Annotated in this window: 12 protein-coding genes; all 12 read right to left on the bottom strand. The window is 59.3% G+C overall.

All coding sequences use genetic code 11. From position 1 onward, the window contains the following. Nucleotides 1–162: 162 nt before the first annotated feature. The 12 genes from RAD10_RS36370 to RAD10_RS36315 all read right to left on the bottom strand — a co-directional run bounded on the left by RAD10_RS36370 (nt 163) and on the right by RAD10_RS36315 (nt 13,525). Complete coding sequence (locus tag RAD10_RS36370) at nt 163–582, bottom strand: TadE family protein (RefSeq protein WP_104464004.1); 420 nt, start codon at nt 580–582, stop codon at nt 163–165. Next, on the bottom strand, nt 579–1,916 hold the full coding sequence (locus tag RAD10_RS36365) for a TadG family pilus assembly protein (RefSeq protein ID WP_461621213.1): 1,338 nt from the start codon (nt 1,914–1,916) through the stop codon (nt 579–581). Before RAD10_RS36365 ends, RAD10_RS36370 begins: the two co-directional genes overlap by 4 nt. A 9-nt stretch (nt 1,917–1,925) precedes the next feature. Further along, nucleotides 1,926–2,357: a hypothetical protein gene (locus tag RAD10_RS36360; RefSeq protein WP_461621212.1), complete on the bottom strand. Its 432-nt coding sequence runs from the start codon at nt 2,355–2,357 to the stop codon at nt 1,926–1,928. Nucleotides 2,358–2,408: 51 nt separating this feature from the next. Next, a complete protein-coding gene (locus RAD10_RS36355) occupies nt 2,409–3,056 on the bottom strand; it encodes a methyltransferase family protein (RefSeq protein WP_461621211.1) in 648 nt (215 codons plus the stop codon). A gap of 2 nt (nt 3,057–3,058) precedes the next feature. Continuing rightward, nucleotides 3,059–3,967 (bottom strand): type II secretion system F family protein, encoded by a 909-nt coding sequence (locus RAD10_RS36350; RefSeq protein ID WP_461621210.1) that lies wholly within the window; start codon nt 3,965–3,967, stop codon nt 3,059–3,061. Next, nucleotides 3,964–4,896: a type II secretion system F family protein gene (locus tag RAD10_RS36345; RefSeq protein ID WP_461621209.1), complete on the bottom strand. Its 933-nt coding sequence runs from the start codon at nt 4,894–4,896 to the stop codon at nt 3,964–3,966. The genes RAD10_RS36350 and RAD10_RS36345 overlap by 4 nt, the downstream gene beginning before the upstream one ends. Continuing rightward, on the bottom strand, nt 4,893–6,311 hold the full coding sequence (locus RAD10_RS36340) for a CpaF family protein (protein ID WP_461621208.1): 1,419 nt from the start codon (nt 6,309–6,311) through the stop codon (nt 4,893–4,895). Before RAD10_RS36340 ends, RAD10_RS36345 begins: the two co-directional genes overlap by 4 nt. Continuing rightward, nucleotides 6,308–7,513, bottom strand: a complete 1,206-nt coding sequence (locus tag RAD10_RS36335) for an AAA family ATPase (protein WP_461621207.1) — start codon at nt 7,511–7,513, stop codon at nt 6,308–6,310. Before RAD10_RS36335 ends, RAD10_RS36340 begins: the two co-directional genes overlap by 4 nt. Beyond that, nucleotides 7,513–8,478, bottom strand: a complete 966-nt coding sequence (gene cpaB / locus RAD10_RS36330; RefSeq protein ID WP_461621206.1) for a Flp pilus assembly protein CpaB — start codon at nt 8,476–8,478, stop codon at nt 7,513–7,515. Before cpaB ends, RAD10_RS36335 begins: the two co-directional genes overlap by 1 nt. A gap of 1 nt (nt 8,479) precedes the next feature. Next, nucleotides 8,480–8,986, bottom strand: a complete 507-nt coding sequence (locus tag RAD10_RS36325; RefSeq protein ID WP_461621205.1) for an A24 family peptidase — start codon at nt 8,984–8,986, stop codon at nt 8,480–8,482. A 102-nt stretch (nt 8,987–9,088) separates the two neighbouring features. After that, on the bottom strand, nt 9,089–9,304 hold the full coding sequence (locus RAD10_RS36320) for a hypothetical protein (protein WP_038949704.1): 216 nt from the start codon (nt 9,302–9,304) through the stop codon (nt 9,089–9,091). An 834-nt stretch (nt 9,305–10,138) separates the two neighbouring features. After that, nucleotides 10,139–13,525, bottom strand: a complete 3,387-nt coding sequence (locus RAD10_RS36315) for a VCBS domain-containing protein (protein WP_461621278.1) — start codon at nt 13,523–13,525, stop codon at nt 10,139–10,141. Nucleotides 13,526–13,537: the final 12 nt, after the last annotated feature.

Genomic DNA, 13,537 nt, shown 5'->3' with positions numbered 1-13,537 from the left:
CTTGGCGCGCGCTCCAGTCGTGGCTTTGCGCTCGAACGACAGTCGGTGGCAGGGTTGGCGATTCGTCTGGCCGAGTAATTCCGCACCCGCGCGTTTGGCCCGCACTTCGGGGCCACGACGAACTGTCGAGCGAAAAATGTCAGGCGTGCTGCCATATCTGTGCTAGAAGGGAATCTGGTTGGAGGCGCTCGGCGCATTGAGCGCTGTGCCCCATATGGGCATCAGCATCGCAAAGTTTGCCTGGGAAGCTGTAACACTCAAGCTGTTGCTGTTGGCCCCCACGGTCAGCGTTGGCGTGAGACCTCCAAAAAACAGGAAGGGGGCCGCGTTCTGCTTGGCGGCGGTGGACAGGGGATCCCCGGTGCAGCCGGCCGGCGACTGCGGCGGGCTTTGGAGCAAGGCAGGCGTATAGCAGGTAATCATGACCGCTCGGGCGCCAGCACTCGCGAGCGTCCGCAAGGATTGCATCGTGATGGCATAGCGCCCAAGATCGAAGATGGCGAATATCAATGTGAAAAACGCCACGGACACCATGATGAATTCAAACGGCGCCATACCGCGATTGTCGAGCTTTCTCATCATTGCACCAAAGCGACAACTTGGGTGTAAACGATGGTGGCCGGCGCACAGCCTTGCGTGCTGAGATAGCCGCCACCGCTCATGTCGATCGTTTTGGCGATCACTTGCGAACAGGTCGTATTCGCACTTGAAGTCGTACCGGCCCAGCTAACGTCGACCTTGGGAAAGTAGATAGCCCCGCCCAGGCTAACCTGGCCGCCACCGTTTATGGTGACCTTGTTGCTGGTCTTGCTCGGGGCCTGATCATCAATCAGGACGCCATTTAGATCAGAGGAGAAGGTGTTGGTGGTGGGTGCGGAGAGATCAGCCGTACCCCCGTTGATGGTGAGCTGCGAGTCTCCGAGCAAGACGAGGGTTACGCCTGCGCCTTTCAGTTGTCCGCCGGTCATTTTTATGTTTGCTTTGTAGAAGACATATGTTCCCGGGTCCAAAACGTACTTGTCGCCGTTCTGCACCGTGAAACTGCCGTAAGCTCCAGTCCCGGCGCTATTTGGCACGCAATGCTTCCACCCATCCGCCTGAAGGGTGCAGGGCATATTTGTGTTGCCCGTCCTGCTGTTGAACGATGCGGTGTCCAGTTTGCTGAGCGGATTGCTAGCGTACGTCATGAAATAGTTGTGCGGCACGCTAACACTGCTGCAGCTGCCCGAGGGGGTGCAGCCACTTACACCATAAACTGCCCAGCCCGAGCCGGCGAACGTTGGAGTGCTGGCAAGTTGAACACTGGTATCCGACATCAGAGCGCAGCCAGTTCCGTTGTTGCTGAGGTTACCAGCAAGCTTGAGTGCGCCTGAGTCAGGTCCAAGCGCCAGGACGCAGGCCTTGGTCGGCTGCTGGACCACTGCAATGGCCTGGGCGGGGATGTTGACGGTGGTCAAACCCAGCACTGCCGCCAAGTACGCCGGTTGTTGCTGGCTGACCCTGGCGCGAACGGCATTGCCGGTGCCTGCAGGTGGCGTTGTGAACGTGCCCGCACTGTAGTTGCCGATATCGATCTGCACGGCCCGCGAGATTCTGCTCGGTAGGCTTGTCGGACAGTTTCTGCCCGGATAGCCGGTAGCGTCGTTGGGACTTGAGTTGCAAAACCCGTTCTGTGCCGCGAATTCCTTGCCGCGATAATCCACTGACTGGGTGTCGCAGGCCGCACCCGCCATCGTACAGGAAAGCCGCAATGCGCCCGAATAGGCCGCCGAGTCGGCGGCGTTTTGCGCATGCTGGCGGGTGACGTACCACGATCCCGCCTCCGCCCCGAGCGCGACTACCCCGATGAGCGGCACGAGAGCGATGACTGTTGCGAATGCGATGGAGCCTCGTTGGGAACGGAGCAGACTACGCATGGCAGCCCCCTACTGAAAGCGTTCTGAGTAAGGCAGCGTGTAGGTACACGTGGTGGGACACAGCACCCCTCTCCACACAATTGGAGCCAAAGTGATGGTTGTCGAGAATGTAATGTACTTGGGAGAAGCTAGATTGCCTGGCGAACAGGTGGCCCCTGAGTCGCCGCACAAAACCTGAATGTTGCTGATCGCATGACCAGCGACTGTCGTCTGGAGCCCTGTCTTCCAGCTCACCGTGCCGTCAGGGGCGAGCGGATTAGCGTACTGCACATACTGCCCGAAGGAGCGCAATGCGCTCCATGCGGAGATATACTGGAAGCCCGCAGCAGCCAGGTCGGCGAGCGGCATGAGCAAGAACGCCACCAAGACTGGATAGACGATCAATGTCTCAAACGCGACGGCGCCGCGCTGATCCACGATGAACGACTTCTTGTGGCTCATGGGTTGACCTCGACCGATACTCACTCTTCCGGTCGTCGACCGGAACACCACTCACCAAACGTAAGGGATCACTCTCCAGCGCGATGCTTCGTAATCGGAATATTCCGGGCAGTTGCGACGGAGCAGGTCCTCCTCGTAATAAATCCGGCAAACCTGAACGCCGATATGCAAGACCAGCAGGGCCGCTGTCAGCGGCGTCGGGCTTCTCAGCACCACACCCAACACGGCGATTTCTTCCGCAAGGTAGAGCGGGTGCTTGATCCACCGATACGGACCCGTCTGCACCACGTTGCGCGCCTGTGGCACCAGACTGAACGACCTGCCAAGATGTCGGATGGTGACCAGCATCATGATCATGCCGATCAACACGCACGCGGTGGACGCCAGGTTTGGTAGTGCCTTGTCGGTTTCGCCGAAGAAGGCGATCGTCCACGGCATATAGGTGCCGACGAACGCCGCTATCCTTGGTAGACGGCCGTTCGCCTGCGCCTTCGCTGGCGGCCGCGTGATGACCAACAGCGCCAGGAGCACGTAGAAGACAGCGAGGCAAACACTCGACAGGAGCGACGGCCAGGGATCATGAGTCGATGATCCGATCTTGATGGCCACGCCAAGCGCCAGCAACATGAACCACATGCCGCCGAACAGCTGCATTGTCCGGTCGTAAGAGGACGTTTTCGAAAGGGCAATCGTGCTCATGGCTACTTACCGAAGCTGGCGAACGAACGCACGAGGTGCAGAATGGGACTTCCTCCCAAAATGACGAACATGGCTGGAAGCAGGAACAACACCATCGGAATGGTCAGCTTGGCGCCCAGCTTGTGTGCTCTTTCTTCAAGCTTGGTAATACGTTCGCGCCGGAGGTCGACGGCGATACTCCGCAGAGCCTGACCCACCGGCGTTCCGTACTGCAGGCTTTGGCCGACCATGATTCCGAATCGGCGAAGCCCATCCGATGTAGATCCCAGTTTCTCGAATGCGTCGCTGCGGCTCGGCAGGATCCGGAGATCATCAAGAAGGCCGCTCATGACCCTGGCTATAGCGGGATTGGTCTCCTGCATTTCTTGCGCGACGCGTGCCAGCCCGCTTTCCAGTCCCATTCCCGATTCGCTGCACACAACCAGCAAATCGATCATGTCCGGCGTGCCCAGTCGAATGGCGGCATCAAACCGCCGCTTCAGCACCGCCAGTATCAATCGCGGCGCTAGAATCCCGATCGCCACGCCAATAAGTGTGAAGACCAGCACATCAAGCAGCGGCTTCCCGAAAAGCTGAGCGGCACCTCCGGCGATGATCGGGCATAGCGCCATGCTGACGGCTTTGACACCGATCCAGGTCGGCAAGGCTCGATGATGGTTGAAACCTGACGATTGAAGGATCGTTCGAAGCTGATCCAGATTTTCCTCGGCATAGAAGCGACGATACCGCATGCCGAGTGACGAAAACCAACCGGTCACATCCTGGAAGGGCGCAGACCGGCCAGCAACGCCCATCACGGCGTTTGATACCCGGGCGTCCAATGTACGAATGTGTATTTCGCGGATAATCAACATGCAGGACGCAGTCGCAGCCACGACTGCCAGGGCCACCAGACTGAGTCCAGAAGTCATAATTCTGTTTCCCTTCTGACCATCCAACTTATCACCAGGGCTCCGACAAGCACCGAAATGACTGCGTAAGCCAGCAGCTTGTTTCCAACCGGATCGGTGAACAACAGATCAACCGTTTGCGGATTGGCTGCGTATAGGACCCCACCTGCAATCAAGGGCGAGACTGTCAGCGCCCGTGAGGAAAAGATCACCTCTCCTGCCAGCGCCTTGGCGCGAGCGGCCAGCGCAACACGTTGCCTGACAGTGTCTCCCAGGTTCTGCAAGGTCTCGGCCAGGCTGCCACCGGACTTCAACTGGACGGCAAGTGTCACCGCAAAGATCGCATACTCTGCCACCTGCGTTCGCCGATAGACAGCTTGGACAGCTTCCTCTGCAGGTCTTCCCAGATTCACTTCGCTGCATACGATGGCAAACTGCCCGGCCGTTGGCTGCGGCATATCGCGCGCGAGGGCACGAAATGCCTCGTGCACAGGCAGACCCGATCGCACGGTACTTGTCACCAGCTGGATCGCATCAGGTAGCTGTCGAAAAAGCTGAAGAGCGAAGCGACGTTGCTGCCATCCGAACAGGCCTCGTATCACAATGAGGGCCGCGATTGCCGCGACAATGGACGCGTAGACAATGGAATATCCGAGCTGGCTGTTCGCATAAAGGATCGCCGCTGCTCCGAATGCACCGGCAAGCAGCACGTAGGCGGGATGCAACACGTAAGGTATATCGGGATTGTAGTTTGACAGCCGATTGAGAAACTGATCCTGAGACCCGCTCTCCAAGCGGCGAATGGATGGCAGGTTGGCCGGATGCGACGTTGGCAAAGCAACCGCCAATCGACGATTGATGCGTCTTTCCCGAGCGTCGAGCCACAACGAAATGGCTGCTGCGCATATCGCGAGCGCCAGAACAGTGACGATCACGGACTCCAGCGTCATACTTGCCTCATGGCCTCGGCCCACGCACCATCTAGCCCGAAATAGACAAGCCGGCTCTTGAACTTCGGGGTTGCAAGGTTGGACTTATAGCTGCCCGATATCCGCCCGTGCACATCCTCCTCCTGATACTCGAAGGCTGCGATGTCATTGGTGGTGATCACCTCCCCTTCAAGGCCGATCACCTCGCTGATCTGAACGATACGGCGCTGTCCGTCCCGCATGCGTTCGACCTGCACAATGAGATCCAGCGCAGCCACGATCTGACTTCGAATGGCGCGCGACGGTAGATTGACCTGTCCCATCTGCACCATGTTTTCGATGCGGGTCAGGGCATCCCGGGTACTATTCGCGTGTACCGTGGAGATCGAACCATCATGGCCGGTGTTCATCGCCTGCAGCATGTCGAATGCTTCGGAACTGCGCACCTCGCCAACGACGATCCGGTCGGGACGCATGCGCAGGGCATTCACCAGCAGATCGCGTTGTGTCACCTGCCCTGTGCCCTCGAGGCTGGGAGGCCGGGTCTCCAGGCTGATGACGTGGGGCTGCTGAAGCTGGAGCTCCGCCGCGTCCTCGATCGTGACGATACGTTCGGTGTGATCGATGAACTGACTCATCGCGTTCAGGAGCGTCGTCTTGCCGGATCCGGTGCCGCCGGAGACCAGAACATTGAGCCGCGAGCGGGCGGCGATCTCCAGCAATTGTCCGATGGCCGGGGTCATCGAGCCGTTTTCAATCAATCCGGCGATGTCCAAACGACGGCTTGGAAATTTGCGGATGGAAATGCACGGACTATGGATCGCCAGCGGCGGGAGGATGATGTTGACCCGGCTGCCATCCAGCAGGCGACAATCCACCATCGGACTGGATTCGTCGACGCGCCGACCAACCTGCGCGGCAATCTTCTGAGCGACCGAGGCGATGTGGTCATTGTCGCGGAATCGCACCGCGACTCGTTCCAGCCTGCCGCTTCGCTCCACGTAGATATTACTTGGTCCGTTCACCATGATATCGTTGATCGATTGGTCCAGCAGTAGCGGACGGAGCGGCCCGTAACCCGTCATGTCGTCGGCAATTTCGTCCGCGAGCTGCAGCTGCTCGCGGCCCGACAGCTCGAGCCGTTCCTGGTTGGCAATGTGATGGATGATCTCTTCAATCTGCCGCCGGAGAACCTCCCGCGAGACGGTCGCGGCCACCGCGGGTTCGATCTGCTCAATCACCCGTTCACGCAGCGAAGGCGGAATGATGGGTTGGTGGATCGCTGGTTCGTCGCGCCTTGACGCAGGTGACGGCACGCTCGGTGTAGCCGCGCTGGGCGAGGGCAATGGCAAGCCTATCGCAGATGCAGGGAGGCCTGCCGCCAATGCGGATACGTGAGCTGGTGCGTCGTCTTCGCGCCTACCAAACTTCTTCATCGCAGATGTGCTGTGAGCACCCTCCTCCACCAGCTACCCCGCTCGGCAGCGACACCGCTGATCTCCCGTACGATCGGTGCCAGGTGACGCCGCAATTTCCTGACGTGCTTCAGAGCTGGAATTCCGAGATTGAGCGCCTCGGTCATGCCCTTTCCGAGATCGGGAACGACGATGTCGGGCTCTGCACCCAACGCCTTGACGACCGCCGCCCTCGGAAGGCCCCCGGGACGACCGGCCCGGTTGAGCAAGGTAAAGACCCGGTCCTTGCCCGCGATGTTGATCACGGCGGTGCGTAGCGCATGGGCATTGCGAAGTCCGGTCACCTCGGATTCGAGCAGCACCATCACATGACGGGAAAGCGCAATCACGGGATAGATCGACGGCGGAAACGGGACAGGTACATCGACGACGATGTAGTTGAACCGTTGACGCAGCAGACCCAGCACGTGTCGTACGCCAGCCTCCGTAATTTCAAGCTGCGCATCGAGGTCCTCGTCGGCCGAGACCAGGCAAACCCTCTCGTTGACTTCGATTGCCGCGCGCTCGAGGAAGAGTGTGTCCGCCCGTGCCGGATTCTCCAGAGCGATACGCAGCCCCGGTCCGGGACGGACACCCAGCATCACGGCGGCTTCGCCGCCCTGCAGATGAAGATCAAGCAGCGCCACCTTCGCCTTGGTTGTCTCGGCAAGTTGCAGCGCCAGATTGATCGCAATGCTCGTGGCGCCGGCGCCGCCCTGCGCCCCGCAGATCGAGACCACGTGCCCGCCACGATCGATCTGGTTGGCTGCGACGTCGCCGAGAAGCTTGGGGCGCAGCTTGTCCAGCACCAGATCGCGCGTGAGCGGCCGCGGCAGATACTCGGTCAAGCCGAGCTCCAGGAGCTCCCGGTAGAAGGTGATCTCCCTGTTGTCGCCGATCACGGCTACGCGGACATCGGGTGGACAGACGCCGGCCAGCCTTTCCAGCTCAGTAAAGGGATCATCGATGCCACTGATGTCTACCACCAGCGCAAACAGATCCGTGTCGGTTTCGAGCATCCGTATGGCATTGCGGATCGTGCCGCGCCTGATCGAGAGGTTGGCGCCCTCGAGCCCCTTGCGCAACGCCGCGGCGCTGAGCTCATCATTTACGAAGCCGAGGATGCGGTTACGCGTGACGATCGACGGCGATTCTTCAGCCGGGGTGGCTATGGCAATGTTCATCACCGTTTCTCCGACAACCTGTTATCGTAACCCGCCGCCGTCGCAGTCGGGCGTACAGCTTCCGATGCACCGTCGCAGCTGACGAGAGCGTCTTCCTCTTGCTTCCTGACCGTGTATTGCTTGACCTCACCGCCTGAATGAACGACCACTGCCGTTCTTTGTGCGGAAATTGCATATTGGCGGGCCAGTTCAGGCGACACATCACAGCTCGACATCGCGCCGGTGTCTGCCTTGTCCCACTGATCGACTGCTGCGCGTACGGCCATGGATAGCGTCCCGAGCTGCTTTGCGACCGTGACTTTCTTGACCTGCACCGGCGTAAGCTCCAGTGACACGGTCTGCGTTTGCTTACCCGCCATCCCGCTGACGGGTCGCGCACCCTGCACGATCTCCTGATCAATCGCGATGACTCGAACATTACGCAGAACGGTCTCGCTGAGGGCGCGGCGCGCGGTATCGACTTTCTCGAAGACCTGGGTCAACACGACGTCGACGTGATCGCCTGGCCTGATGAGGCCCGAGACACCGGCCTCCTCGTCAACCTTGATGCTGATGGCCCGGCTGTCTGGCGCCAGGACACTGGCGAGGAAACCCCGATCCCGCGGACGCAGGATATCCTGCAAGGTAACGGGACTGCCCGCTTCGACGAAGTTGCGGATGAGTGAACCGGGAAGTCCGGCCTTGGACTCGGGGTTTTCAAGGATAGCTCCTTGGGGAACGCGCTCCGGTGGCACCGAACGGACAGCGAAATCCTCTTCGCGGGCCAACGTCCCCCTCGGCAATGGCCGTGCCGCGACAAAGTAACCGGCGGTCGCCGGCGCCGCCGGCGGGAGTGGCGCCTCCGTCACCTGTACCGGGACCGGAGGCTGCACCTTCGGCAGGTTCATGCTATAGGCGATCAGTCCGAACGCTGTGGTTGCAAGCAAAAGCACCACGATGATCGACAGACGCAGTGCGGATGACATTTCATGATCCTTTGCTCAAAATGGTCCAGATACCGCCGCAGGCGATAGCGGCTCCGTAAGGCAGCGGGGCGTGTCGCAAATGGCGCCACCGCTCGATCGCGTAGATCCGGCGCGCGAGCGACGATCCGGCGGGTGCCAACCTGGGATATGGCAGGTGACGCATCATCAGATGCACCAAGGCAAGAACGCCGCCGGCCAGCACGGTGACGGTCAGCAACTGCATCACGCCGCTCGGCGGGAGACCAACCGCCAGGGCAACCAGCAGCTTGACATCGCCGCCACCAATTCCTCCGCGCGCGTACAGGAAAAAAAGTAGCAGAAAGAGGATCGCGGCTGCGATCAGCGACACAGCGACTTGAATCGGGCTGGGCAATTGACCGGCGATCCCGAGGAGCGCCAGCGCAAGACAAAATTCGTTTCGGATCAAGCGCGTCGCAACGTCCATCGTTGCGACATAGAGCAACAACAGGATTTCCAGGATCGAGGCTGTGGGAGCAATCCAACTCATGAAATGCACGTTTCAAAAAAGGTGGAAGGCAAACTAGCGGGAGCACTCCCGCAGGAGGGGGGGCAGCTTGGATTGCCCCCTCTCGGCGCCAGAATGGCCGTATCAACCAGCGATCGCGGTAGTGAAAGCGGTGGTGATTGCGGTGATCCCGGTCGTCAGCGCCGCCCCGATCTGCCCGCCGGCTCCGCCACCGAACACAGCACCCACCGCGCCAACGATGCAAACCGCGACGATGATGTACTCGAATGACACCACGCCGTCCTGGTCCGTCCGCAGACGCTTCAACGCTTCCTTGGTCTCGATGAAATGATGCAACATAGGAAGAATCCCTTCTTTAAGATGAATTTGCAGACACCTCGGCAACTTCCAGCGGCCGCGGATTTATGTCCGACCCCGCCAGCGATAAAACTATCCATTAAATGTTTATTATCGTCAACATTTAATATATAATGCATTGAATACTGATTTGGAGCCGGAGGCGAGCCGCTCGAGAAGATCGAAGACGAACTAGAGCGGATAATCCCAAATAAATTCAAAGCAATAGCCAACGGCCGCAATCGGGTTCTGGGCAGAGCGCCGGCTGAGTGTCGGAGGGATTCACCGGAATAGTACGGGTCGCCATCGAGATAATTGGATTATTTGGTAAATCGGGAACATTATGTGTTTGGTAATGAACCGTGGTGCTGTGCCAACCCGTTAAATCCACTCACAATCGAGCGAATGCTGCGATCAGGCCGGTGCGCATGTAGCAGATTTCGCGAGGTGCGGAGGCGCGAAGCGATACACCTGTCACGACGATTCAGTTGCTCCTCCGAGGATGCTGATCGCTGGCTTTCAGCCGGATGATTCCGCCAGTTGCACTGGCGTGACCCAGTCATCAATTCGGGTTCGCGCATCGATATCCGCGCCGTTTTCAAGCGGAGGCTCGATCAACTGGAACAGTCTCAAGTAAACTGCAACTCGAGCGGGATTCGGTCAATCCCAACGAGATGCCAGCTACTCAGAAGCGGCGGGATGCATCAGCGCAGTCAGCAAGGCGTTGAGGTCAACGCGGGTCATTCCACGATCGGTCCGGTGGAGAGCGCCCGAATCTCCATGCGAACCAAGTACCGACTTTGCAGTCGGCACCTTTAGCCATCTCCTCGCAGCGCGTCAGACGAGATACTCGTGGTAGCTGATAAGCGTTCCCGTGTTCTTGTCTGCCTCAGTCTGGAAGCTCGCGGGATCGTACTGGCCCAATAGGCTGATATTGGCGGTATGAACTCCGTCAGTCACCGAAAGGATTCCTCCAGTGCCGGCCTGATTTGCGACATAACTAGCGGTCGTGCCGTCCCCGAATGCGACGTCGAGGAGATCCAGGTGGTCATTTCCGTCAAACCCGGACACGACGCCGCTGAAGTCGAAGGAATCATGGAGCACGATTGTCCCGGTGGCTGCGGCATCAAGCGCAACATGCGCAGATGAAGCCGTTCCGAACTCGATCGTAGCCACGCCATCCATCAGTGCGGTGCCGCTGCCGTTCACACTGCCATTGAGAGTGATATTGGCTCCATGCGCCCACAGCAGCCCTGAATTGTCCACGTTGCTGTCGATGACCAGGCCGCCGCTGCCGCTGGCCGCAATCGTTCCGGAATTGACGACGGTGTTGCTGCCGGTGTCAATCTCGAGCGCGTTGGTGCCCGTCGCGTTGATTGTACCTTGGTTGACAAGGATCAGTGTCCCCTCGCCAAGCTGTCCGGCTCCCGAAATGGTGTTGTCGACGTTGATCAGCGTGACGTCGGAAACACCTCCACTGACAATGTTCTCGCTATTGTCGGACAACAGCACCTGACCGCCACCATCAAGCAGAATGCCGTGCCCGACAAGTTGAAGGTCAGTCTCGCCGCCCGTCGAGTTCAACGAGATCGTGCCCGTATTGTGGATGTTACCGGACAGCGGCAGCAATGCGCCGTTGCCGATCGTCATTGCGCCGGCATTGTCGACCATGGGATTAAAGTCGAACACGAAGTCGTCCGCTGCGAGCGAGCCGGCATCGACGCCATCCAAAGTGATCGTTTGACCGTCGGCTAGCGTAATGACGGCATTACCGTCATTGTCGGCAGAGAGATGCGTCTGGACGTCGGCGAACGTCTTGAAGCTGGCGTAGCCGATCAGGTCGATCTGATCATGCGCGGTCTCGAAATTATAGATGACGTCGTGGCCGATCGGCTGGGAGAATACGAGCAGATCGCTGCCACTTGACGCTGTGAGATAGTCGTCGCCGGAAATGGCGATGATGGCGGAGCCCGGTGCAAAAGCTTCAACGTTGTCGGCGAATGTCTCGATTACGGCCGAGCCATCCGGCTGCATCCAGGTCACGGTCACGTCGAGGTGCAAAGCACCGGCGAAACTGACTGGCGATGTCACCATTAGCGAGCTGACGTCAGTCGTTTCGATCGTCCAGTTGCCATCGGGAAGCAGCGTCCCACCATTTAGTGTCCAGCCGGCGGGCATGCTGGCAACAGTGACCGTGGCGATTTGCCCCTGATTGGCGGACGAGTCCGTCAGACCGAGATTGATGGGCTGCCCCGACACGCCCGCAGGAGCAAGCGCCGTTCCAAACGCAAAGTCCGCCGCGCTGAAACTACCAGTTATGCTCGCCAGAGTGGTCAGGTTGTCCAGATCGGCGACGAGTGTTGCGCCGCCTGCGATGCTTGCATTGGGATCGTAGTAAACCTGCGCGTGGCCGACTGTCGAATTGTGGAATACGAACAGGGCTCCTGTGGTGATGTTGGAGTAACTATTGATCGTTGATTGAACTGTCGCTGTCGTCACCGATGCGTCTGTTTTGATGCCGACCTCCGTGTTAGCGAGATTTAACGCAGCGTTGTTGCCCGTTCTGACGTTTTCAACGGTCGTATCGACATCACCAATGACGAACCGCCCGGCGGTTACCGTAAATTCCAGCTTATCCCCTGAGGTGTTGAAGTCGGTGATGTGGTCACCCGCGTCGGTGACAGCGAGATAGGCGAACGTATCGTTCCCACCACCACCAGTCAGCGTATCTGCGCCACCACCACCCACGATCCTGTCCGCGCCAGTGCCTGCGCCGCCGTTGATCGTGTCGTTACCAGAACCGCCCTTGAGGGTATCATCACCGCCGTTTCCTGAGCTGCCCATGATGACAAACGATCCAGACGTGACTGCGCTGGCGTCTACGACCAGGTCGCCGTTACCCGTGATGCCGGATCCGTCAATTGTGAGCGTTCCTCCATTTTGGAATGTCGAAAGGAATGTCAGGGTGTCAGTGTGATTTCCGCTGTTGCCGTCACTTAAACTGATTGTTTCGAAGTTTGTCAGGCCAATGCTTCCTGCACCATCGCCGAAGGTGAATGGCCCCAGACCACCACCACTGACGACGAGAGTGTCCGTACCGCTTCCCCCAGTGAGCATGTCACCGTTGTTTAGCGTTAGGGGAGATTGCGTGCCGGTCACAGTATTGGTGCCCGACACATAGATGACTGTATCGGTGCCGGTCGTGAGAGCGAAGGGACTGGGGCTCGTGACTGAAATGGTCACCGTATCGACATCGGTCAATGCCCCACCCGCTCCAGTGTGGCCATTGTCGCTTGTCGTCATGGTCAGAGTGCTAGTTCCGGCAAAATTCGATGTTGGAACGTAGCTGACCGTCGAGGCCAGGGTAGAATTGATGGCGCTGACTGTTCCGGTCAGCGTCACCGTCGACGTTCCGCTGCCGCTGATCCCTGCGGTACCTCCTGAAACGCTCAAGGTGCCGTTGGTTACCGACAACGTGACCGTTTCGCTGGCGCCGTCCGAGTCGGCATCGGAGATGCTGAGTCCCGTGATCGCCTTTGTCGTGTTGACGTTCGTCGTCTGTGCTCCCGGAACCGTATTCACGGGCGCGTCGTTGACCGGAGTGACCGCGACTGTCGAATTCACGATATTGCTGGCGTGGCTGGCCGTCTGGCCGTCGTCAACCTGGTAGCTGATGGTGCGGGTCGCGCCCGACGGATTGTCACCCGAGTTCAAATACGTCACCGAGCGCAGGGCTGCCTGGTAGTTCGCCACACTCGACGTACCCGTTAGGGTCAGTACCCCAGTGCTGGCGTTATAGCTGCCGGTGATGCCGTTCTGATTGGTAAAACCGAGCACATCCTGGCCGAAGGCGAAGTTGCCTGTGATCGACACCGTCGCGCCGGTCAGATTCGTGCTGTCAAGGTCCGACACGATCAGCGCCGTGTCGATCGCGGTCGCCGCCTGACCCTCGGTATAGGACATTGAACCGCCATTGGCGTTCAGCACCGGCGCATCATTGGTGCCGGTGATGGTCACCGTCACGGTGCCGGTGGCGGTGCCGTCCTGGCTGGTCACCGTGAACTGGTCCTGAACCTGCTGGCCGGCGGTGAGCTCGTTGTGGGCGCCGTTGCCGGTGTAGCTCCAGGCGCCGTTGGCGTCGATGCTGAAGTCGCCGTAGATCCCGTGGGCGGTCGATTGCGCCACGACATGGGCTTCGCCGCTGTCGGGATCCACAATCGTCAGCTGGCCGCTGGT

Source organism: Bradyrhizobium sp. 23AC (assembly GCF_054863025.1).
The sequence above is the reverse complement of the archived record's forward strand: the minus strand, read 5'-3'. Positions and strand labels throughout refer to the sequence as shown.

Coding starts and splice junctions, on each gene's coding strand:
- RAD10_RS36370 (WP_104464004.1), bottom strand. CDS start 582: ATGATGAGAAAGCTCGACAATCGCGGTATGGCGCCGTTTGAATTCATC.
- RAD10_RS36365 (WP_461621213.1), bottom strand. CDS start 1,916: ATGCGTAGTCTGCTCCGTTCCCAACGAGGCTCCATCGCATTCGCAACA.
- RAD10_RS36360 (WP_461621212.1), bottom strand. CDS start 2,357: ATGAGCCACAAGAAGTCGTTCATCGTGGATCAGCGCGGCGCCGTCGCG.
- RAD10_RS36355 (WP_461621211.1), bottom strand. CDS start 3,056: ATGAGCACGATTGCCCTTTCGAAAACGTCCTCTTACGACCGGACAATG.
- RAD10_RS36350 (WP_461621210.1), bottom strand. CDS start 3,967: ATGACTTCTGGACTCAGTCTGGTGGCCCTGGCAGTCGTGGCTGCGACT.
- RAD10_RS36345 (WP_461621209.1), bottom strand. CDS start 4,896: ATGACGCTGGAGTCCGTGATCGTCACTGTTCTGGCGCTCGCGATATGC.
- RAD10_RS36340 (WP_461621208.1), bottom strand. CDS start 6,311: ATGAAGAAGTTTGGTAGGCGCGAAGACGACGCACCAGCTCACGTATCC.
- RAD10_RS36335 (WP_461621207.1), bottom strand. CDS start 7,513: ATGAACATTGCCATAGCCACCCCGGCTGAAGAATCGCCGTCGATCGTC.
- cpaB (WP_461621206.1), bottom strand. CDS start 8,478: ATGTCATCCGCACTGCGTCTGTCGATCATCGTGGTGCTTTTGCTTGCA.
- RAD10_RS36325 (WP_461621205.1), bottom strand. CDS start 8,986: ATGAGTTGGATTGCTCCCACAGCCTCGATCCTGGAAATCCTGTTGTTG.
- RAD10_RS36320 (WP_038949704.1), bottom strand. CDS start 9,304: ATGTTGCATCATTTCATCGAGACCAAGGAAGCGTTGAAGCGTCTGCGG.